This is a genomic window from Pirellulimonas nuda, from assembly GCF_007750855.1.
In the GTDB taxonomy this organism is placed as follows: Bacteria; Planctomycetota; Planctomycetia; order Pirellulales; family Lacipirellulaceae; genus Pirellulimonas; species Pirellulimonas nuda.
The window spans coordinates 2,194,113-2,214,390 of record NZ_CP036291.1; the positions used below are offsets into that span (position 1 = coordinate 2,194,113).

At 68.1% G+C, this 20,278-nt stretch carries 16 protein-coding genes; 8 read left to right on the forward strand and 8 right to left on the reverse strand.

What is annotated here, in order from left to right; all coding sequences use genetic code 11:
• Positions 1-58 precede the first annotated feature (58 nt).
• Together Pla175_RS09075 and Pla175_RS09080 are read right to left on the reverse strand one after the other, a co-directional pair.
• Positions 59-1,615: a hypothetical protein gene (locus Pla175_RS09075; RefSeq protein ID WP_145283393.1), complete on the reverse strand. Its 1,557-nt coding sequence runs from the start codon at positions 1,613-1,615 to the stop codon at positions 59-61.
• Between the two features lie 56 nt (positions 1,616-1,671).
• Positions 1,672-2,697, reverse strand: a complete 1,026-nt coding sequence (locus Pla175_RS09080; RefSeq protein ID WP_145283395.1) for a GntG family PLP-dependent aldolase — start codon at positions 2,695-2,697, stop codon at positions 1,672-1,674.
• Positions 2,698-2,961: 264 nt separating this feature from the next.
• Between Pla175_RS09080 and hisD the strand changes: the two genes are divergently transcribed.
• The 3 genes from hisD to Pla175_RS09095 all read left to right on the forward strand — a co-directional run bounded on the left by hisD (position 2,962) and on the right by Pla175_RS09095 (position 6,948).
• On the forward strand, positions 2,962-4,344 hold the full coding sequence (hisD, locus tag Pla175_RS09085) for a histidinol dehydrogenase (RefSeq protein WP_145283397.1): 1,383 nt from the start codon (positions 2,962-2,964) through the stop codon (positions 4,342-4,344).
• 121 nt (positions 4,345-4,465) lie between these two features.
• The gene (gene hisC, locus Pla175_RS09090; protein WP_231954286.1) at positions 4,466-5,509 is read left to right on the forward strand and encodes a histidinol-phosphate transaminase; all 1,044 of its coding nucleotides are present in this window, start codon (positions 4,466-4,468) and stop codon (positions 5,507-5,509) included.
• Between the two features lie 209 nt (positions 5,510-5,718).
• Positions 5,719-6,948: a hypothetical protein gene (locus Pla175_RS09095; protein WP_145283399.1), complete on the forward strand. Its 1,230-nt coding sequence runs from the start codon at positions 5,719-5,721 to the stop codon at positions 6,946-6,948.
• A gap of 30 nt (positions 6,949-6,978) precedes the next feature.
• Here the strand turns inward: Pla175_RS09095 and Pla175_RS09100 are convergent, their stop codons facing one another.
• On the reverse strand, positions 6,979-7,554 hold the full coding sequence (locus tag Pla175_RS09100; RefSeq protein WP_145283401.1) for a DNA-3-methyladenine glycosylase I: 576 nt from the start codon (positions 7,552-7,554) through the stop codon (positions 6,979-6,981).
• A 163-nt stretch (positions 7,555-7,717) separates the two neighbouring features.
• Between Pla175_RS09100 and mnmG the strand changes: the two genes are divergently transcribed.
• The 5 genes from mnmG to Pla175_RS09125 all read left to right on the forward strand — a co-directional run bounded on the left by mnmG (position 7,718) and on the right by Pla175_RS09125 (position 14,169).
• Positions 7,718-9,586, forward strand: a complete 1,869-nt coding sequence (gene mnmG, locus Pla175_RS09105) for a tRNA uridine-5-carboxymethylaminomethyl(34) synthesis enzyme MnmG (RefSeq protein WP_145283403.1) — start codon at positions 7,718-7,720, stop codon at positions 9,584-9,586.
• Between the two features lie 478 nt (positions 9,587-10,064).
• Positions 10,065-10,643, forward strand: a complete 579-nt coding sequence (locus Pla175_RS09110; RefSeq protein ID WP_145283405.1) for a response regulator — start codon at positions 10,065-10,067, stop codon at positions 10,641-10,643.
• A gap of 90 nt (positions 10,644-10,733) precedes the next feature.
• The gene (locus Pla175_RS09115) at positions 10,734-11,555 is read left to right on the forward strand and encodes a sensor histidine kinase (RefSeq protein WP_145283407.1); all 822 of its coding nucleotides are present in this window, start codon (positions 10,734-10,736) and stop codon (positions 11,553-11,555) included.
• A 134-nt stretch (positions 11,556-11,689) separates the two neighbouring features.
• Complete coding sequence (locus Pla175_RS09120) at positions 11,690-13,237, forward strand: prenyltransferase/squalene oxidase repeat-containing protein (RefSeq protein ID WP_197527370.1); 1,548 nt, start codon at positions 11,690-11,692, stop codon at positions 13,235-13,237.
• 140 nt (positions 13,238-13,377) lie between these two features.
• Positions 13,378-14,169, forward strand: a complete 792-nt coding sequence (locus tag Pla175_RS09125; RefSeq protein ID WP_145283411.1) for a hypothetical protein — start codon at positions 13,378-13,380, stop codon at positions 14,167-14,169.
• Positions 14,170-14,292: 123 nt separating this feature from the next.
• Here the strand turns inward: Pla175_RS09125 and Pla175_RS09130 are convergent, their stop codons facing one another.
• The 5 genes from Pla175_RS09130 to Pla175_RS09150 form a co-directional block, all read right to left on the reverse strand.
• Positions 14,293-14,973: an NYN domain-containing protein gene (locus tag Pla175_RS09130; protein ID WP_145283413.1), complete on the reverse strand. Its 681-nt coding sequence runs from the start codon at positions 14,971-14,973 to the stop codon at positions 14,293-14,295.
• 183 nt (positions 14,974-15,156) lie between these two features.
• Positions 15,157-16,383 (reverse strand): aspartate/ornithine carbamoyltransferase family protein, encoded by a 1,227-nt coding sequence (locus Pla175_RS09135; RefSeq protein ID WP_145283415.1) that lies wholly within the window; start codon positions 16,381-16,383, stop codon positions 15,157-15,159.
• 103 nt (positions 16,384-16,486) lie between these two features.
• Positions 16,487-17,866: a PEP-CTERM sorting domain-containing protein gene (locus Pla175_RS09140; protein ID WP_145283417.1), complete on the reverse strand. Its 1,380-nt coding sequence runs from the start codon at positions 17,864-17,866 to the stop codon at positions 16,487-16,489.
• A gap of 344 nt (positions 17,867-18,210) precedes the next feature.
• A complete protein-coding gene (locus tag Pla175_RS09145) occupies positions 18,211-19,851 on the reverse strand; it encodes an ABC transporter permease (RefSeq protein ID WP_145283419.1) in 1,641 nt (546 codons plus the stop codon).
• A gap of 42 nt (positions 19,852-19,893) precedes the next feature.
• The gene (locus Pla175_RS09150) at positions 19,894-20,262 is read right to left on the reverse strand and encodes a four helix bundle protein (RefSeq protein WP_145283421.1); all 369 of its coding nucleotides are present in this window, start codon (positions 20,260-20,262) and stop codon (positions 19,894-19,896) included.
• Positions 20,263-20,278: the final 16 nt, after the last annotated feature.

Sequence of the window (20,278 nt, forward strand, 5' to 3'; positions counted from 1 at the left end):
GAAGGAAGTGCTGATGCGGCTCGAAACGGCTCAGGGGTATTCGGGCCGAGGGGTTAAACTATTCCGAAAACACGGGCGGAAGCGTGTCTCCCCGCTTCGCGGCGGCCGCCCGGGTGGTCACCACGATCCTATCGCCTGATACGACGTAAACCAGCTTTTGTTTTGGGTCGGTCGGCCCGGTCGCGGTTTTGTCGGGGTTGGCCTTGGACAAGATCGTCACCAGCACCTCTTCTGCCGGGCGGTCTTTGACGTCGAGCTCAAACGATTGGTTCTTGGTGATCCCCTCCAATTGTAGGTCAGCCCCTTGGATCGTGATTGGCGTCGCCATCTCATCCGCTAAATACCGCACAGCCATCTCAAGCGTATCTCTGGCGAAGGAGACCGTGGCGGGCGCCCGAAGTTTCTCGGCAATCGTGGTGGGTTGACCCCCCGCCGCCGGGGCCCCGGCGGGGGCGCCCTGTGTGCCGGCCGATAGCTGCGCCAGCGTCAGCTCTGCGGCGAGCGCCAGGCTGGGCCCGGCGCCGGCGGGGAGGTAGCCGTTGAGCACCGCATGGCCGTTCTGCACGCCGTAGCGGGAGTACTGGGCGGCGACTCGGGCCATCGCGGGCAGCCCCGCCACCACCCGCCGCCCGTGGGGCGCGGGGTCCATGTCCAGCACCGCCAACTGCAACCCGCTGGGCCACCCGGCGATGCGGCCTTGGAGCGTCGCCGCGAGTTTCGAGGCCGGCATCTCGGCGACGCTGGCGGCGCGAAGCTCCCAGTAGAAACGCGGGCCCGTGTCGACGCTCAGCATCAGCCCACGCACCTCATCCGGCGTTTCGAGGAAGAGCGGCTCGCGGAGCGCGGCGGCCGCCCCCGAGAAAAGCTGCTTGCCGTCTGCATACAGAAAGTTTGGCGAGACGATCATCGAGAGCTGCCGGCCGGCGTCGCTGTGCTTGGCGAGCAGCTCGAGCTCGCGGCGTAGCGGGGGCGCCGCCCCCTGCAGCTCGCGGATCTCGCTCAATACCGCCGGGGCAGCGACCACGCCGACGCCGTCGGCGCCGGCGGGGCGGTAGACGCCTGGCTTGGCCCCGTCCGCGCCGCTGGAGACGAACACCAGCGTCGTCTCTATGCCCTGGGCAGACGACGGCCGCAGCCCGACCGTCAGGCGCTCGATCGCGTCGAACCGCACGCCGGTCGCTGTCTCGATCTGCTGGAGCAGCCGCGCCACGCCCGGTCCGAGGGCGCGGAGCGTCGCTTGGCCCGTCTCGCTGGCGGCGATCTCTGAGGGCCGCAACGCGATGATCATCTGGCACCCCGGCGGCAGGTACGCCAGGTCGATCGGCCGACCGGACGTCGGCCCTTGCTCGGCGGGCGCCTGCCAGAGCGTGCGGCCGTCGTCCGCTACGAGCTGCGGCCCGGCGGGCGCGGCCTCGGAAGGGTCGGACGCGGCGGGCGTGTTGGGCCCCGTTTCGGCCCGCTGGGCCGCCGGAGGGGTGGGGGCCGGTTTGGGGGTCGAGAGGCCCGACCGGACAAGCACCCCTACCACAATGCCCAGCACGCTCATCACCCCTAAGGTGATGTAGAGCTGGTTGCGTTGTCGGCTTTTGCGTTTGGGGGTGGTGGGTGCGGGCATGCCCCCAGTTTAGGGCGCCTACTCCCGCGGGTCGATTCTTCGTCGGATCCCCTGGCCTAGCCCCCTGCTTCGCGCAGGGCCGCGGCGGCTTGATCTATTTCTTGCGGGGATACCCCTAGGTGCGTGACCGCGCGGACACGTTTGGGCGAGATCGGCAGCGTCAGCACGCCGCGTTCACGCAACGCGGCGCAGAGCTCCGACGCCGATCCGAGCGCCGGAGCGACCTCGGCGACGACGATGTTCGTGTCGCAGCCGTACTCGATCAGCCCTAGGTTTGGCGCCTCGCGTACGGCGGCCGCCAGCTTCTGGGCCCCGGCGTGGTCGTCGGCGAGCCGCTCCAGGTGGCAGTCCAGGGCGTGCAGCGCCGCCGCGGCCAACACGCCCGCTTGCCGCATCCCCCCTCCCAGCGCCTTGCGGAGCCGACGCGCCCGGGCGATATGGTCGCGGCTGCCGCAAAGCGCGGAGCCGACGGGGGCGCCGAGCCCCTTGCTGAAGCAGACGCTCACGGTGTCGAAGCACCGCACCAGGTCCGCCGGGGGGACGCCCGTAGCCGCCGCCGCGTTCCACAGTCGGGCGCCGTCGAGGTGACGGGCGAGCCCACGGTCCGCCGCCCAGGCGCACAGCTCTTCTACCCGGTCTTGGGGCAGCACGCGCCCGCCGCGTCGGTTGTGGGTGTTCTCGAGGCAGACGAGCGTGGTCCTCGGCGAATGGATGCTGTCGGGGCGGAGGTGTTCTTCGACCTCCTGGGGACAAAGCATCCCGCCGGGGGCGTCGATCGTGCGGACCGAAATCCCGAACAACTGCGCGAAGGCCGCCTGCTCGTACTGGTACACGTGGGCGTGCAGGTCGCAGATGAACTCGTCTCCGGGCCCCGCGTGCAGGCGGATGCCGATCTGGTTGCCCATGGTGCCCGAGGGGACAAACAACGCGGCCTCCTTCCCCAGCAGTTCTGCCACCCTGGCCTCGAGCCGGTTGACGGTGGGGTCCTCGCCAAACACGTCGTCACCTACCTCGGCCATCGCCATGGCCTGGCGCATCGCCGGCGTCGGTTGTGTGAACGTGTCGCTGCGGAGGTCGATCATGGGTCGTCGGGTAGAGGTAGGAGTGGGGAACGACAGAACGCCCAGCGTAGAACACCCTCCGGCAAGGATGAAGCGGGCGAACCCCGATCGGCGGCGATCGGTCCGTCCTTGGCGTGGTCCTCACCGGCTGGCGGTCTGGCTGCGGCGCTCGTGGCCTCTGGGCGGTTCCTTTCCGTAGCGGGTTTGGGTTGTTAGCCTGCAGAAGGGATTAGCACCCCCGGGGGATTGTAGCCTCCCCGGGCCGTCTTGCTTACGCGATCAACTATGCCAAATCAGCCATCTGCCGCAGCAGCACTGAGGGTCGAGCGGATCGACGCTCGCCTCGCCGGCGCCGCCGAAAAACTAGAGGCCCTGCGGCGCAAACTAGCGCCTTCTGGCGATGTGGTGAGCGAGGCGGGGCGGCGTAAGACCATCGAGGTGTTCGGCGAGCCGCTCTCCCCCGTGCAGGTGGTAGAGCGGATCTGCGGCGATGTCCGCGCCCGCGGCGTCCGGGCGGTGCTGGAGTACACGCACAAGCTCGACGGCGCAGAACTGGCCGCCGAGTCGCTCCGCGTGCCCCCCCACGAGCTGCAGGCCGCCCACGCCGCGGCGGCGCCCGAGTTTCTCGACACCCTCCGGCGGCTTCGAGCCAACATCCATACGTTTCAATCCGCCATCCTGCACCACGACGTGGAGGTCGCCACGGCCGGCGGCGGCACGCTGCGGCAACGCTACTTGCCGCTCGATCGGGTCGGCGTGTGCGTGCCGGGCGGGGCGGCGGCGTACCCTTCGACGGTGCTCATGACCGTCGTTCCGGCCCAGGCGGCCGGCGTCAAAGAGATCGCCGTTGTCGCGCCCCCGACCAAGTTCGGCAGCTACAACCAGGACCTGTTGGCGACCTGCCACGAGCTGGGGGTCACCGAGGTCTACCGCATGGGGGGCGCGCAAGCCGTGGCGGCGTTGGCCTACGGGCTTCAGGGGCTGACGCCCCGCGTCGACAAGATCGTCGGGCCGGGCAACCTGTTCGTGGCGCTCGCCAAGCGGCACGTCTACGGCGAGGTAGACATCGACTCGATCGCCGGGCCGAGCGAGGTGATCGTCGTCGCCGACGCCACGACGCCGGCCAGCTACGCCGCGGCCGACCTGATCGCCCAGGCCGAACATGCGCCGGGTTCGTCGGTGCTGATTACTTGGCACGAGCCGCTCGTCGAGCAGGTGGCGCAGCAGCTCGCCGCACAGCTCGCCCTGAGCCCGCGGGGCGACCTGGCCCGGCAGTCGCTCGAATCGTTCGGCGCGTTGGTCACCGCCCGCGACCGTGAGCACGCCGCGGCGATCGCCGAGTTGCTAGCGACCGAGCACCTGCACCTGGCGTGCGAAGACCCGCAGGAGATGCTGGGCCGCATCCGCAGCGCCGGCGCCGTGTTCCTGGGCCCCTACAGCCCGGTGCCGGTGGGCGACTACGCCGCCGGCCCGTCGCACGTGCTGCCGACCGGCGCCACGGCCCGTTTTGCGAGCGGGCTCTCGAGCAACGACTTCCTCCGTTCGAACAGCGTGATCCACTGGAGCGAGGCCGACCTCCGCCAGAACGCCGCAGACATCGTCCGCATCGCCGAGAAAGAGGGGCTCGCCGCACACGCGGCGGCCGTGACGCTGCGGCTGGCGCCGTGAACGCCGGGCGTACGCACTGCCGCGGCAATGGATTCGGTGCGTCGGTTCACGCTATCCTGTCAGCAGAGCGGGCCCGCCTGTTTCTGTTCAACTCGTTCGATCCTTCCAACCGCACAATGCCGTGTTCCGACGCACCATCGCCTTGATGAGCGGCTATACGCCCGGCGAGCAGCCCCCGCGGGCCTCGAAGGTCATCAAGCTCAACACGAACGAGAACCCCTACCCCCCCTCGCCCAAGGTTGCCGAAGCGATCCGGGGCGCGCTCGAATCGGGGCTGCAACGCTATCCCGACCCGCACGCCACCGCGTTTCGGATGCAGGCCGCAGAGCTGCTGGGGGTCGAGCCAGACTGGATCCTGTGCGGCAACGGCAGCGACGATATCCTGACGATCGTGGTGCGGACGTTCGTCGATGCCGGGCAGGTGATCCGCTTCGCGGCGCCCAGCTACGTGCTGTACGACACGCTGGCGTCGCTGCAAGGGGCGATGGCGGACGTCGTGCGTTACGAGCCGGACTGGACGCTGGGCTACCGGTTCGCGCAGACCGTCGACGGGCTGCGGCTCGCGATCCTCGCAAACCCCAACAGCCCATCCGGGACGATGCTGCCCCCCGGCGAGGTCGCCGCGATCGCCGACGCCCTCCCCTGCCCGCTGCTGGTTGACGAGGCGTACGTCGACTTCGCCCAGACGAGCTGCGTCGACCTGGTCCGCACCAACGAACGCATCATGGTCAGCCGGACGCTGTCCAAGAGCTACGCACTGGCGGGGCTGCGATTCGGTTTTATCGTCGCCCAGCCGCAGGTCGTCGAGCAACTGCAGAAGGTGAAGGACAGCTACAACTGCGACGCGCTCTCCATCGCCGGCGCCACGGCCGCCATCTCGGATCAGGATTGGCTGCGGGCGAATGTCGCGCGTGTACGCGCCTCGCGGAGCCGGCTGAGCGACGAGCTGCAGCAGATGGGCTTCGGGTTGTCGGAGTCGGAGGCCAACTTCGTGTGGGCGACCCACCCCACCGCGTCTCACGAAGAGCTCTACCTGACGCTGAAGGCGCAGGGCCTGCTGGTGCGGTACATGCGCTTCCCCCACTGGGGAGACGGGCTGCGGGTCTCGGTCGGAACCGACGACCAGATCGACGCGCTGCTGGGCCTGCTGCGCGAGCTCGTGTAACGCCCCACCCCCGGGCGACTCTACTGCGGCCCGGATGCTTTGCCGCCCCCAGCGGGCCGTAGGCGTGTGTCAAACTGGGTAGACTCTTCCGCCGGTAGCGGAAGTTACCGCATTGTGGCCCCGTCACGACCGATCAAACCGGTAGGACGCGCTCTGCGCGTGTGCCGGCCAGCGCAATTGGGCTCGGTCTGTCGAACCGGGGGAATTCAATGATCGTCCGAAATCTAGTACGCCTCTTATCGTCCGCGCTGCCAGCAGCCGTGCTGCTAGCGTTGCCCCATACGGTTCAGGCCCAGCCTGGGGCCGTGGCCTACGCGAGCGAGTCGCCCGCCAAGTCGTCGGCCTACCCGAAGGGGGACTTCGCCGCGCACCTCACGGCCGCGACCGGGGGCGACGGGTCGAGTTGCGGCGGCGGCGCCTGCGACTGGGGCTGGGGTTGCGGCGGGTCTCCCTTCCGCACCGGGCCCGGCCCCTGCGACGATTGGCGCGTCGGGCCACGCTGGCGCGGCTCGGTCGGCGCCATCGTGCTGTTCCGCGAATCAATCGACCTGGTCGGCCTGGCGGCCGAGAGCATGGCGGGCGGAGCGGCTATCCCGCTGGGCGCCGACACCGTGACCGAGAACTTCGACCACGGCATCGGTGGACGCCTGAGGCTGATCAACGATTTCTCGGAACAACGCGGCTACTCGGTGGAAGTGAACTACGTCGGCATCCCCGAGTGGAACGCGAGCGCCTACTCGCCGGAGCGGCCCCCGGCGGGCCCCGTGATTCCGGGCGTCACCCAGCAGCGGTCGCTTGAGTACACGTCGTATATGCACTCGGTCGAAGTGAACATGCTGCGTCAATCCGATTCCGTCGTCGAGGCCTATGGCGGGGCGCGCTACATCCGCCTAGCCGAGGACGTAGACGACTTCTTGAATCGGGCAGAGTCGTTCCCGGCGCTCCCGCCGAACGCGCCGGTGCCCGACCCGGTGCTGGACGTGCGCGACCTGCTCCGACACGTCGGCGTTGCGAACAACCTGATCGGCATCCAAGGGGGACTGCGGTCCGACCTGTTTCAGGTCACGCCTCGGCTACGGTTCGAGGGATTCCTCAACGGCGGCGCCTACTGCAACCTGATCTACCGCGACAGCCGCATCGACGAGACGCGGCGGGTGGTCGCCTTGGACGACCCGAGCACGCCGGACAGCGAAGCGATCGAGGTGACCCAAAGCTCCCAGGTAGGCTACGAGTCGGACCGCGCACGGATCGCGTACACCGCGGAAGCGAGCTTCGCTGCCGCGCTGCAGTGGAACCGCTGTCTGTCGACCAAGCTTGGGTACCAGGTCCTCTACCTCGACGGGCTCGAACTGGGCGCCTCGGCGTTCCGTGGGATCCCGCCTTCGAGTGAAGACCTGCTGCTGCACGGCTTCTTTGCGAGCCTGGAGTACCGGCGCTAGCCGACCGGTCGGCGCGGCCGGGGTCAGGGTTCACGCCGGACGCGCGTGCTCGGCGACGGCGCCGTGACGCGCGCAGCCGATCAGGTGGTCGTTGACCAGCCCCGCCGCCTGCATGAACGCGTAGCAGGTGGTGGGGCCGACAAACCGGAAGCCCCGGCGCTTTAGCTCCTTGCTCAGGGCCTTGGACGCCGGCGACTCGGCCGGCACGTCCTCGTGGCGCTTGAAGCGGTTCTGCACCGGCGCCCCGTCCACGAACGACCAGACGAGCGCGTCGAGCAGCACCCCGGCGTCCCGCAGTCGCAGCATGGCCTGCGCATTGCCGATGGTCGATTCAATCTTGCCGCGGTGGCGTACGATCCCCGCGTCGGCGACCAAGCGGGCGGCGTCTGCCTTGCCGAAGCGCGCGACCAGTTCTGGATTGAAGCCCCGGAAGGCCCGTCGATAGCCCTCTCGCTTGTTGAGGATGGTCCGCCAAGAGAGCCCCGCCTGCGCCCCCTCGAGCGTGAGCATCTCGAATAAGCGGTGCTCGTCGTGCACGGGGTCGCCCCACTCGTCGTCGTGATAGCGGGCTTCTTCCGGGGAATTCTCCGCCCAGGGACAGCGCATCGATCGTTTACCTCACACAGGCCCGGCGCTCAACGCTGCAGCCACCCGGTTAGGCAGTCGAAGGCGCCGCGCGACGAATTTAGCAGATTTCTCCGCCCCAGCGGGCCGCATCCGCCCTCATCATCCCTAGAAGGACCCCGCGGCCCGGTTTAGGCTGAGACCGATGTCAACGCTTACCTACCCCTACGACGTGATCGTCATCGGCGCCGGGCACGCCGGCGTTGAGGCTGCGCTCGCCGCGGCCCGCATCGGGGCCAGCACCGCCCTGCTGACGACCAACCTCGACACCGTCGGCCAGATGAGCTGCAACCCGGCCATCGGCGGGGTCGGCAAGGGGCAGATCGTCCGCGAGATCGACGCCCTCGGGGGCGCCATGGGGCTGGCCATCGACCGCACCGGCATCCAGTTCCGGATGCTCAACCGCAGCAAGGGGCCCGCGATGCACAGCCCCCGCGCCCAGGCGGACAAGCGGGCGTACCAGGCCCAAATCAAGCGGATGGTTGAGGAGCAACCCAACCTGGCGTTGCGGCAGGAGGTGGTCGAGGACCTGCTGACGAGCAGCGAGGGACCAGAGGCGAGGGGCGAGCGCCCGGCGTCTGTCACCGGCGTACGCGTCCGTGGCGGCGCCGAATACCACGCGCCGACCGTGGTGCTTACGACCGGCACATTCTTGCAAGCAATCATGCACACCGGCGAGTCGCAGACCCCAGGCGGGCGCGGCGGCGAGGGGACCACCGCTGGCATTAGCGCCGCGCTCGCGAGGCTCGGGTTCGACATCCGGCGTTTCAAGACGGGCACCCCGGCCCGGCTCAATGGGCGGACGATCGACTACGACGCTTGCGAGCCGCAGCCGGGGGACGAACAGCCTCGGCCCTTCTCGTACCTCACGGACGGGATCAATCGGCCGCAGACCCCCTGCCACATCACCTACACCACGCCGGCTGTGCACGACCTGATCCGCGCCAACCTCCATCGGGCGCCGATGTACACGGGGCAGATCGGTTCCAGCGGCCCCCGCTACTGCCCATCGATCGAGGACAAGATCGTCCGCTTCGCCGAAAAGACTCAACATCAACTCTTTTTGGAGCCCGAAGGGACCGGCACTCTGGAAGTCTACGTCAACGGCGTCTCCACCAGCCTGCCGCGCGACGTGCAGGACGCCATGTTCCAGATGATCCCGGGCTGCGAGCGGGCCCAGATCATGCGTTACGGCTACGCCGTTGAGTACGACTACTGCCCCCCCGACCAGCTCTGCCCAACGCTCGAGAGCAAACGCGTCGCCGGGCTGTACCTGGCCGGCCAGATCAATGGAACCACCGGATACGAGGAAGCGGGCGCCCAAGGATTGATTGCGGGCGCCAACGCAGCGCTCAAAGTCGCAGGCAGGGCGCCGCTGGTGCTTTCTCGCGACCAGGCCTACATCGGCGTGCTAGTAGACGACCTGGTGACCCGAGGGGTCGACGAGCCGTACCGGATGTTCACCAGCAGGGCCGAATACCGGCTGCTGCTGCGTCAGGACAACGCCGATCGTCGGCTGACGCCGCTGGCGGCGCAGCTCGGCCTGGTCGGCAACGAGCGGAGCGAGCGGCTGCGCCACAAGCTGGCGCAGGTAGAACGGGGCAAGCAAACGCTGCGCGACGTGAAGCACGCGGGGGGCCCGCTGGAGGCCTACCTCCGCCGCCCGGAGGTCGGCTGGCACGAAGTGCGGGGGATCGCCCCCGCGTTGGCCTCGCTCGATGCGGATGCTTGCGAGCAAGTAGAGATCGACACCAAGTACGCTGGCTACATCGCGCGTCAGCACGTCGACGTCGAGCGCCAACAGCGGCTATCGGCCAAACGCATCCCCGAGGGGCTCGACTACGCGGCGCTCACGCAGATGCGGCAAGAGGCACGTGAGAAGCTGGCGAAGATCCGCCCCGCCGATCTGGCCCAAGCGAGCCGCATCGCCGGAATCACGCCGGCCGACATCGCGTTGCTGATGGTGCACCTCGCGGCGCCCGGGCGGGGTGGATCGCGCGCCACGGCAAGCTAGGAAACTTCGCCCGCGGGGCGTCTGATCCCTCCGATCGGGGCCGAATCAAAATCCAATGTTCTCGTCAATCGGTCGTAAGTGGAATCCGCAGAAGGGTTTAGGTTGATTCAAGCGATATTGACTCAGCCCGGACGCCCGATATAATTCGGACGCGATTGGCAATTCAGGCAACTTCGGGAGTTGCGGAGAACACTGCGGTTTGCAGGGTTCGGTGGGGTTGGCGGCGTCAAGGCCAATTCCGTGCTCTGCGTGCTGAGGGTGTCTCGGGTGGTATACCCCGTTCGGGGTATCTGACCGGCTCCCAAGTCCGGAGGCGTTGCCAGGTCGCAAGTACACCAGAGGTCTGGCGGAGCCGGCTGATTGCCGGCCGCGTCAGAAAGTTGTTCGCCGCGCCGTCGAGCCGGTTCAACTGTGGAGCGGGTCCACCTTCGGACAGGGAACGTCTATCCAGCGACTACGGAGAGAGGTGGTAGTACCGATGAAAACCGTCTTCACAACTGGCGAAGCCGCCAAGATCTGTAAGGTCAGTCAGCAGACCATCATCCGTTGCTTCGACTCGGGGCAACTCAAGGGGTTCCGCGTGCCGGGCAGCCGGTTCCGTCGCATCCCACGCGATCAACTGTACGCGTTCATGCGGGACAACGGCATCCCGACCGACGCCCTCGATAGCGGCAAGCGCAAGGTGCTGGTGGTGGACGACGACCAGGACCTGGTCGACCTGTTGGTGGACCACTTCGAGCGCGACGCCCGCTTCGACGTCCGCAGCGTCAACAACGGCTTCGGCGCCGGCATGCTGATCAAGGAGTTTCGGCCCGACCTGGTTGTGCTGGACATCATGCTGCCGGACATCAACGGGCTTGAGGTTTGCCAGCTGGTGCGCGGCGACAAGACGATGGACGACGTGCGGATCATCTGCATCAGCGGCATGGTGGAAGAAGACCGTATCCAGAAGCTCCGCGACGCGGGCGCCAACGACTTCATCAAGAAGCCGTTCGACATCGATGTTCTCACCAACCGCGTGTGTCAGTTGCTCGACGTCGAAACCGCCGCGCAGTGACGCCCCCGGGCAGTCGGAACCGCGGGCTCGGCAGGAAACGGCTCAACCAGGCGTTGATCCTGCGCGTCCCGTTGGCCGGCGCCGTCGTTGTTGTCAATCGCAGAAGCTAGTCGGTGGGCCTACCGCGTGGCGTCGATCCCTTCCCGCCGACCCGAAATCCCCGGCGCGCGGCGGCCCGTCCGCCGGCGCTGCCGGCTGCCCTCGCCAGCGGACGGCTCGGCCGAGCGGTTCCGCGAGGCGCTGGAGCGGGCCAAGCTCGACGCGATGAAAGAGCTCGCCTACGGCGCCGGGCACGAGATCAACAACCCGCTGGCGAACATCGCCGCCCGCGCGCAGTCGATGCTCAAGCGCGAGACCGACGCCGAGAAGCGGCGTTGGCTGGAGGTGATCCACCGCCAGGCGATGCGCGCGCACGAGATGATCGCCGACCTGATGCTTTTCGCCCGCCCGCCGGCGATGGAGAGGGCGCCCGTCGACGTCTGGGCCCTCGTCCAGCAATCCGCGGACGAGCACCGCGCCGAGGCCGAGAAGGCCGGCATCGTGCTGCGGACCAGCACCTCCGCCGACGAAGACCCCGTCTGGGCCGACGCCACGCAGCTTGCCGTGGCGCTGGGCGCGGTGATCCGGAACGCGATCGAAGCCATCGGAGAGAACGGCGCCATCGAGGTTTGTGTGCGCGACGCGCCCGGCTGGCGCGTGATCGAGGTGCACGACTCTGGGCCGGGGATCTCCGAAGCGGTCAGGCCCCACTTGTTCGACCCCTTCTTCAGCGGCCGCGAGGCGGGCCGGGGGCTCGGCTTCGGGCTCAGCAAGTGCTGGCGGATCGTGACCGACCTGGGGGGACGCGTCGAGGCGGCCAGCCCGCCCGGCGGGGGCGCCGTGCTCTCGCTCTGGCTCCCCATCGATCGGTGATAGCACTGCAATCGCCGGGTTTTTCGCCGTGACGGGGTTGGTAGACCGCGGACCGATGGGTTAGATTTTCTGCCGTCACGCCGAGCGTGATGGGTTGTCAAGGACGACAACTCTCAGCCGCAAGGAATGCCGCCATGATGCTCCGATTTGAGTCCCGGCCTGCGCGCCGTGTCCGTTCCATCCGATCCGTCGCCCCGCGTCTTCCGGGCGCCGCTCCGCTTATCGACGGGGCGCGGGTCGCCATCGTCACGGCTCGAGCCGCTCTGCTGGCTCGCCAATCGCCCTGCGGCGCTTGGCGCAGCGGGGCCGGCATCGACGCCGGGCTCACCGCGCGGCTCGTGCTGCTCGATCTTCGCGTCGGCGCGTCCGACCCGCTGCGTACCGAACAACTCTGCCGAGCCCTGCGCGGCGCCCAGTCCGAATCAGGAGGCTGGCCGGCCGCCGGCGACGGGCCGGTTGACCTGTCTTGCAGCGTGCTGGCCTACTTCGCCCTGAAGTCGGCCGGCGCCAGCCCCGCCGACCCCGACCTGCGACGCGCTCGACAAGCGATCGCCGAGCTAGGCGGCTTGGGCGGAGTCGACCTCGATGCGCAGCGCTGGCTCGCGATGTTCGGCCAGGTCGCCCAATCGGGCGTAACGCCGGTGGTGACGCTCTCGCCCAAGCAGGGCGTAGCCGAGCTGATCGGCGCCGGCGACGCGACGACCTCTGCGGTGGCTCGGCCGATCGACCCGCTCGCCGAGGCGTTGTGGGAAGCAGCCGTCAACAACCGCCCGGCCGACCTCGCGGGGCGTCTGCACCACGACACGCAGGCCGAAACGCTGGCCGTCCACGCCCCCTGTGACCAAACGCTCAACACGGCCGCGGCCCTGGGTGGGCTGCTGGCGACGGGCGCGGACCCGCTGGACGGGGCGATCGTCGCCGGCCGCACCGCGCTGGGCGCTAGCGCCGCCGATGGATCGATCCTTGCTCGGGCAGCGGCGCTGCTGGCGCTGGCCGACGCCGGCCGCGCGGCAGACGCCCCCCCTTGGCTCCGCGTAGCACAGGAAGAAGAGGTGGCAGCCGGCACGGCCGCGGCTGCCGATGAGCTGCGTGCGGCCCTCGCCGAATCGCTCCGGGCCGAGCAGCAAGCCGATGGCTCGTGGTGCTCCGCTGGATCGGCCGACGCTCTTACTACCGCGGTGGCGGTCCGCGCGCTCGCTTCGGCCGGCGTTCATCCGCAGAACGCACAGGCCTGCGGCGCCGGCCGAAAGTACTTGGCGGTCCAGCAGCAGCTAAGCGGCGGCTGGGATTCCTCGACGCTGGGGCCGGTGCCGGCGACCGCCGCGGTGCTGTTGGCCCTGGCCGGCGACGGGGCGGAGCACACTGTAGCCATCGAGGCCGCCGCCAACTGGTTGTTGGCCCACCAGCACGCCAGCGGCGCCTGGTGCAAAGACGACACCGCCGCCACGGCCGCCGCGGTCGAGGCGGTTGTCGAGGCGGGAATGGAGCTCGACGCGCTGGAGCCGTCGGTGGCTTGGCTGCTGGACGCCTCGGCAGACGACGGCGGCTGGAGCGGAACCGACGACGCGTTCTGCCCTCAAGCCACCGCCGCGGCCCTCACCGCACTGGTTGCGTGGCGCGATGCGGCGAGCCGGCAGCTCGCCACCGCGCCTCGCCCTGCCCTGCGGCTGGTGCGCGCCTAGGCCGTGAACCTCTGGACGCTCGCGGCTCAAAGTGGTCGCGAGTCGACCGTGGCGATTGCGGCCAATGTTGAGCTATGGAATTGGCCGGCGCCGGGCGGGTCGGGTAGGCTGAAGCGAAACCACTTCCCCACGAGGCCGCTATGGGCGCCGTCAACGAGACCGTGAAGACTGTCAACAGCACGCTGCGAACGCTGATCGCGGCGGTGTTCGTCGGGGGTGCGGGGTACGCGGGGTACCAGGGGTACGCGATCTTCAATGCGCCCAAGCAGCAGCTCGAGGCCAAAGAGAAAGAGCTAACCAAGCTGCGGCAAGACTACGAGACGATCCAGGCGACCATCGCCGAGAAGGACGCCGAGATTGAACGCCTCGACGCCGCCAACCACCTCTTGAAGGTCGACCAGCGCGTGGCGGAGCTGCGGGTGCTCGATCAGAAGAAGCAGGACGATGGCGACACGCTGACCACCGTCGAGTTCACCGAAACCAGCCCCGACGGCATCAAGATTGGCGAGCCGAAGCGGTTCGATATCCCGGGCGACCGCGTCTACGTCGAGTACCTGGTCGTGAAGTTCAACGACGCGATGGTCGAGCAGGCCGACGTCGAGCGGGGGACCGCCATCGCATTGTTCCAACGCATCTTCGGCAATCAGCAGGAGGCGGACGAGGGGTTCACGCTCGACCAACCGGGCGCCCAACCCAACGGCTACGCCCGCGGCGGCATGCCGAGCAAGTTTGAGCAGCAGTTCTGGGACAATTTCTGGGACCTTGCGCACGACCGGGAGAAGCTTGAATCGCTGGGGGTCCGCGCGCTGCAGGGCAACGCGCCGTTCTTCCAGGTGCGGCCCGGCGAGACCTACCGGCTGTGGCTGCGCACCAGCGGCGATTTCACGATGAGCCCGGTCACCGAACCAGCCCCCGCGGGCGACCTCAACTAGCGCTCCCCGGCCTTGCGAGCCGGGGCGTCCCCGCCCCCGGCGCGGCTCGACTGGGTCGACCCCTGCTTCAGGGGCCGCCGGGGCCGGGGACGGCCCGGCTCGCGCGTTCGTCCATCGCCCACGTCAAGATATGTCGGGGCCGTCGAGGAGGTCTTCGCCGTACCCCGGCGGGAACCCTTCGAAGATCCCCTCGCCGAAGCGCTGCTGCTCCTTCTTAGGCTTCTTTGGCGGGAGCGGTTGCTTGGGGTCCTCGGGGGGACGCCGGGGGACGCTCCCCTTGCGCCGTGCTTCTTCGGCGGCCGCGTGTTCGAGCGCCGCGATCGTCTCCGCGTCGCTGAACTGCTCCGCCCAGTACGCGGCGTCGCCGATGCCGGGGGCGTTTTCGAGGCGGTCCGAAGGATTGCGCTTCTTGACCCGCGGGAGCTCCCGCACCCATTGTTCGCTGTCGACCCAGCGGGCGCCCCGGCTCCGCGCGGCGCGTTGCACGCGGTGGTCGCTGGAGACTACCACCATCCCCTTGGGCGCGCGGTGCTGCTCGATGATCTCTTCCAGCAGCGCGTCCGCGTCTTCGTAGCCGCGGGCGTAGCGGATCTTGATTGATTCGTGGGTCGCGGTATCGGGCAACCCCGGCGGCGCGCCGGCCGCGTCGAACACGATTGTCGTCACCCGCCGCTGCTTGGCGGTGAGCCGGCCCGCGAGCATCGCCAGCAGGGCCTCGCGTTCGGCCTGCAGCGTGCCGGCCGCTTGCCCTTGGGCGAACACCCCGGCGGCGTGCAGCAGGTTGTAGCCGTCGATCAAGAACATGGGGGCTGCGCCCCCGTGGCTGGGGGTTGGGGGTAGGGGCTGGGGACGCGCACGGCGATCGGTCAACGTTGCCGCGATTTTGCGCGCGACGGGCCGGACCAGAGTACCACGCAGGGCGACCGCCTGGCGCGGCCCCAATCTCCAAGCCTCAATCTCCAAGCCCCAGCCACTAAACCCCAGCCACTAAATCCTAGCCCCTAGCCCCGGCGGCGCAGCCGCCACGTCGAGGCCCAGCACGTGGGCCAGCAACGCGGCGCGGATCCACATGCCGTTTCTTGCTTGCCGGAAGTACATCGCTCGGGGGTCGTTGTCGATCTCGTGCGGGATCTCGCCGAAGTGCTGGTCGCGCGGGAACGGGTGCAGGATGGGGGCGTACCGCTTCATCCGCGACACAAGCGCCATGCTGAGCCGGTACTGGCTGAAGTCGATCGCCGCGAGCGATTCGGCGTCGCCGGGCTCGTTGTGCTCCTTCTGTACGCGGGTCATGTAGAGCGCGTCGATCTGCTCGATGGCGGGCCGCCCGTCGATGGCGGCCTCGAACGAGTCGAGCTCGACCACGGCGACGCCCCGTTCACGCAGCCGATCCCGCAGGTCGTCTCGCATACGCAGCCGCGGGTGGTCGGGGGTGATGAACACCAGCCGCACGCCGGGGTAGGCGGCCAGCAGCATCGCCAGCGACCGCACGGTGCGGCCCCGGCAGATGTCTCCGCAGAACCCGTACGTCTTCCCCGCCAGGCCCCGCTCCAGGCCCTCGAAGCCGTGCTGTTTGCGCAGCTCTTCTAGTTTGCCGGCGCCGGGGGAGTCCTTTGGGTTCTCGAAGTTGAACGTCCGCTGCAGCGTGTAGATGTCCAGCAGCGCCTGCGTGGGGTGCTCGTCGGCCCCGGAGCCGGCGTTGATGATCGGCACGCTGCGCGAGCCGCTGGCCTCCAGGTCGTTCATCAGGTAGGCGCAGCACTCGGCCAGCCTAGCGATGGGAGAACGCATGATGATCAGGTCGAAGTAACTGCTGAACATCCGGATCGAGTCGAAACGGGTCTCCCCCTTGGTCTCGCTCGAAGTAGAGGGGTCGCGGACCTCGTTGCAGGTGATCCCCAAGATCTGGCAGGCCGCCATGAAGGAGAGGAAGGTCCGCGTTGAGGGCTGCGTAAAGTACAGCATGGCCCGCTTGTGGGGGGCGAGGCCGATGAGAAAGTCTTGCCCCGCACGGGTCTGAGAGAGCAGCCGGATCCGATCGGCCGTGCCCGCCAGGGCGTCGAGCAGATGGGGGCTCAACTGCCCGGAAAAGATCACGTGCCGCAGCCGGCCGTCGGCGCAGAACTCTGCCGCCTTGGCGGCCACGGGACGCGTGAGACGCGTCTCGTAGTGCAGCAGGTCGCGGTCGTCTTGCGTCAGCGGCGCGGGGGGTTCCATATGGGGTGGGTTATCGCGTCGCATCGAGCGAGCGTCAAGCTAGCCGGCCGAGCCGACAGCGACGCACGACGGGCGCGGCCCGGCGATCCGTGCTTCCGTTGGCCTACGCACACGCGCCGCGCCAACGCCGGCAACGCGCGAACGCCGCGAGCCCTAGGGCCATGAGCAGCGCCGAGGCCGGCTCCGGGACGGCCGAGATCTCAAGGCGGTACATCTGCACCTGCCCCGACACTCCGCGGGCCACCGCGTGGTAGATCACCCCCGGAAGCGCCTGGAGGCCCGAAATGGTCTCTGCGAAGCCGTAGCCACGCAGGTTTGCGAACCCGACCGTCTGGCTGTTGGCCAAGAGTTCGAGGCTGAGGTCGGCCAGGTGCGACGTGACGAACAGCGGGTCCCCGCTCGCGGCGTCGATCCCGTACGACGGGCCGACCGGCGTGAGCCGGACGTCGACCAGCATCGCCTGGGCGACAGAAAACTCGTAGTAGTCGACGTCCGAAAGGTTGTCGATGCTGATGAAGTCGGACTGGTCCGGCGTCACCACCGCAGAACCGGCCGACGTGCCGATCTGCCAAGAGCCGCCGGGCGAGATCACGCCGGCCTGTGTGGCGGTCGCGGCGGTGTCGTTGCCGCCGCTCTTCTCCAACCGGTCGCCGTAGTTGCGGTGCAGCGCCAGGATGTCGTCGAACTGCGGGCCGTCAAACCCGATCGTGATCCGCGGCTCCATCAGGATGCCGTACTCGGCGCGGTCCTCGACGTGGTTGAACCCCAACGCGTGGCCGATCTCGTGGCCGACCGTGTTGCGGAAGCGGAGCGAGTTGAGCTCCGTGTTGCCGTAGAAGAGCACGTTTGCGGTGTCGAGCACCTGGTCGGCGTTGTTCGGGAAGTAGTTGATGGCGACGATCGACGGCACGCCGGGCACCTCGCCGTCAATCAGGTGGCCGGCGATCCGGATGTCGGAGTTCACACCCAGCGTGCCGGTCACGGTCGAGATGCCCGAGGTTGTGTTGTTGGGCTCGTACACAAAGCTCACGCCGCCGAGTTCCGACCAGCGATCGAACACCTGCTTGTAAAGCTGCATCCACGGGCGGTCGATCAGCGGGTCCGAAGGGAGCCCGCCGGAAGGGTAGAGCCCGTCGAAGGTGGCGATAAGGTTGCTGGGGTCGTTTCCGTACGTCCCGGCAAAGACCGGCGTGCCGTCTGGCACGACGCCCCAGGTGATAATGGCCGGCGAGCCGATGGCGCCGGTCCCGCCGCTGAAGGAGGGCTGGGTGGCGGTGGAGGTCCAGCGCGCGCTGACCTGGAAAGCGGGCACGCCGGGGTCGAACTCCGAGGCGAGCAGGGGGACGTCCTCGCCACCGCCGATGACCACGTGGGCGTGCAGAGGGCAGGCGCCCTGCTCACAGAGGACGCACGCGGCGGCCCTGTCGGCAGAGAGGCATAGCGCCGCCAGCATGATCGCTGCGGAGCGTGAATAGGTATGCATGTAGTTCTGCCTCGGTGTAGGTGCGCCACCCGGGTCGCCTAGAACCAAAAGCGGCGGCCAAGCGCTCCGACCGGCGCCGCGATCGCGTAGATCGTTGCGCCGCCGAGAGAGGGCTTGGCCGCCGCTTTTGCTGGCTTAGCGTTACCTTGGGTGGTTCCGCACGTGTGCGGGAAGGAGCTTGGAGGAGATCTTGCCTCGGTCGAAGGACGAGAAAACGGCCTAGTCCCGATCCTAATTGGCCGTTCAACCTCCGTCAATCAAACGGCCGCCGGCCCTCAGAACGCCGGCCGCGGGCCCCGTCAAACCGCTTCAACCGGGGCGACCCGAGGCCCGCCCCGGGCGCGCTAGTCCGCCACGCGCCACCGCGACCGGAACAACCAGACGATCAGCCCGAGGACGACCAGGTTGTACGCCACCGACCAGCCAAAGAACCCCAGAACGATGTAGGGCTCGCCGGCGGCCTGGGCTAAGTTGGTCTGGCCCCGCTCCCCACGTTCGATCGAGAGCGGCAGCGCGAAGGCCGCGGCCAGCGGGCTGGTGGACTGCATCGCCTCGACGGCGCTCGATGCGGGGGCGCCGCGGAAGAAGGTCTCTGTGAAGAACCGGGCCGCTACCGGGGCGGCGAACAGCGTCACCACCACTAGGTAGCTGGCGATCAGCGCCGTGCTCGACTTGCGGAACAGCGTCGAGGCGGCCAGGGCCGTCATCGCCGTGGTCAGGCAGGTGAATGCCACGATTAACATGTAGCCGGCCATCGTCGGCAGGTTGGTCAAGAAGCCGATGCCCGGCATGACGCACGCCAGCAGCACGGGCCACAACAAGAACCCGGTCAGCACGCTCGAGACGCGCAGCCCCGAGAGCAGCTTGCCCCACATCATCTGCCAGGGGGTGATGAGCGTCACCAGCAGCAGGTCGAGCGTCTGGCGTTCGCGTTCGCTGCAGACGCTGCCCGCTGAGAAGACCGGGCCGACGAGCATGTTGAACAAGATCACGTACGCGATGTACCACGGCGCGTACCAGGGCCAGATGTACAGCGCGCAGGCCATGATGGGGATGGCCAGCGCCATGCTCACCTGGATCACCACGCGCAGCATCAGCGTCCCCTGGGCGAAGATCTCGCTCCGCATCTCCTTGTCGTAGATCGGGTTGACGCCGTCTTCGATGAAGGTGGTGCGTTTGGGGGGGGCGAAGAGCTTGTCGGGGAACTCGTCGCGCTTGATGTAGAGCCCCACCGACTTCTGCGACTCCGACTCGAGGTCGATCACCTCGGCGCCGCCGGACCCCAGGTCGGCCGGGTAGAGCAATCGCCGACACGCCTGCCGCCACAGCACGGTGCTGAGGGTCAGGCAGACCGCCGGAAAGAAGACCAGGATCACCGCCAACCGGATCCCGCCGACCCGGCCCAACGCGTTCCACATCAGCACCCCCAGCATGGCCAGAGGCAAGATCAGCAAGTAGGAGACCACCAGCGAAGCGCTGGTCCGTTGGAAGATGCTGCTGGCCCACAGGCTGATGACGCCGAACAGCGCCACGCTGGTGATCATGGCAAAGTACGCGGCAAACACCTCGTACGCCGAGACGCCCCCCAGCGGCAGGCAGAGCATCACGATCGGCAGCGAGCAGAGCATCAAGATGCCCAGGTGCGTCAGCGCCGCCAGCAGCTTGCCCAGCACGATGGCCCCGGGCCTCAGCGGGCTGGCCAGCAGCATCTCGAAGCTGAGCCGCTCTTTCTCGCCCGTGATCGCCCCCGCGGCGAAGCTGGGCGCCATCAGCGACGCCAGCAGGTACTGCCCCAAGAAGAACAGGTTCACCAGCCGCTTGGCCTCTTCGGGCTGCGCCAAGTCAACCTTCTGCGCCTCCGGCCAGGCCAGCATCACCACCACACCCAGCAGCCCAATGTAAGCCGCAAGCAACAAGAACGCCCGCGGCATGCGGAGGTTCGCAAGCAGCTCGTGCTGAAGGACTGGGTTGTTGCTTAGGTACATGAAGGAGGGGCGAGGGGCGAGGGGCGAGTACGGCTTGCGGCCTTACTTTTGAGGCAGACGTTTTTGAAGTGATGTCCTTAGGCCACTGAGCATCCGACTCAGCTCGTCTGCTTTATGAAGGATCTCGTTGGAGCTGTCTTGTCGCAAGAGCTCCAGCCGAGTCGCAATGATGAGCTGCGTCTCCAGCTCTGCCAGAGAACCACGAGCGATCGCTAAGAATCGCAGGAATTCCGGTGTCGAGCCGCGTGCATGTCCTTCGGCGACATTGGAGGGTATCGAAACTGCGGCGCGCCTCATCTGACTTACTAGGCCGTAAAGCTCTTCTTTCGGAAGCTGCTTGGTCGCGCGGTAGATATCCAGGCTAAGGGCAATGCCAGCCTGCCAGACTTTTAGATCACGGTAGCTATCCAAGACAGCCTCTCCATCG